1 tRNA gene and 2 rRNA genes are annotated in these 553 nt (G+C 51.0%); all 3 read right to left on the bottom strand.

The annotated features are described in order from the left end of the window. Positions 1 to 131: ribosomal RNA gene (locus tag AC0LWF_RS27830) — 23S ribosomal RNA — on the bottom strand; the annotation flags it as partial. A gap of 155 nt (positions 132 to 286) precedes the next feature. Beyond that, positions 287 to 362: transfer RNA gene (locus AC0LWF_RS27825), tRNA-Ala, on the bottom strand. Positions 363 to 448: 86 nt separating this feature from the next. After that, positions 449 to 553 (bottom strand): 16S ribosomal RNA (locus AC0LWF_RS27820); the annotation flags it as partial.

Raw genomic sequence — 553 nt, 5'->3', positions numbered from 1 at the left:
CCGGGTTTCCCCATTCGGACATCCCCGGATCAAAGCCTGCTTACGGCTCCCCGAGGCATTTCGTCGTTCGCCACGTCCTTCTTCGGCTCCTAGCGCCTAGGCATCCTCCGTGCGCTCTTAGTAGCTTAACCTAGTTGCAATCGTTAGATTGGCAACACATATTTCAAGTTAATCTCAGCTAAGAGATATTTCGCAAATTTCATATCCAGTTTTCAAGGTGCAAGTCGGTAAGTGAAACGACTGAATGAATCAGGCGGCACTTATCGGCAAGTTGATGGTTTGAGTTTGGTGGAGCCAAGCGGGATCGAACCGCTGACCTCCTGCTTGCAAGGCAGGCGCTCTCCCAGCTGAGCTATGGCCCCAAACAAATTCCATCAAAGCTGAACATATGGTGTTCACGTCATTATCAACTGTATCTGATCATCATCGTGATCAGGTATTTCCTTAGAAAGGAGGTGATCCAGCCGCACCTTCCGATACGGCTACCTTGTTACGACTTCACCCCAATCATCTACCCCACCTTCGGCGGCTGGCTCCCTTGCGGGTTACCCCA

It is taken from the genome of Paenibacillus sp. sgz302114 (genome assembly GCF_056120345.1).
The sequence above is the reverse complement of the archived record's forward strand: the minus strand, read 5'-3'. Positions and strand labels throughout refer to the sequence as shown.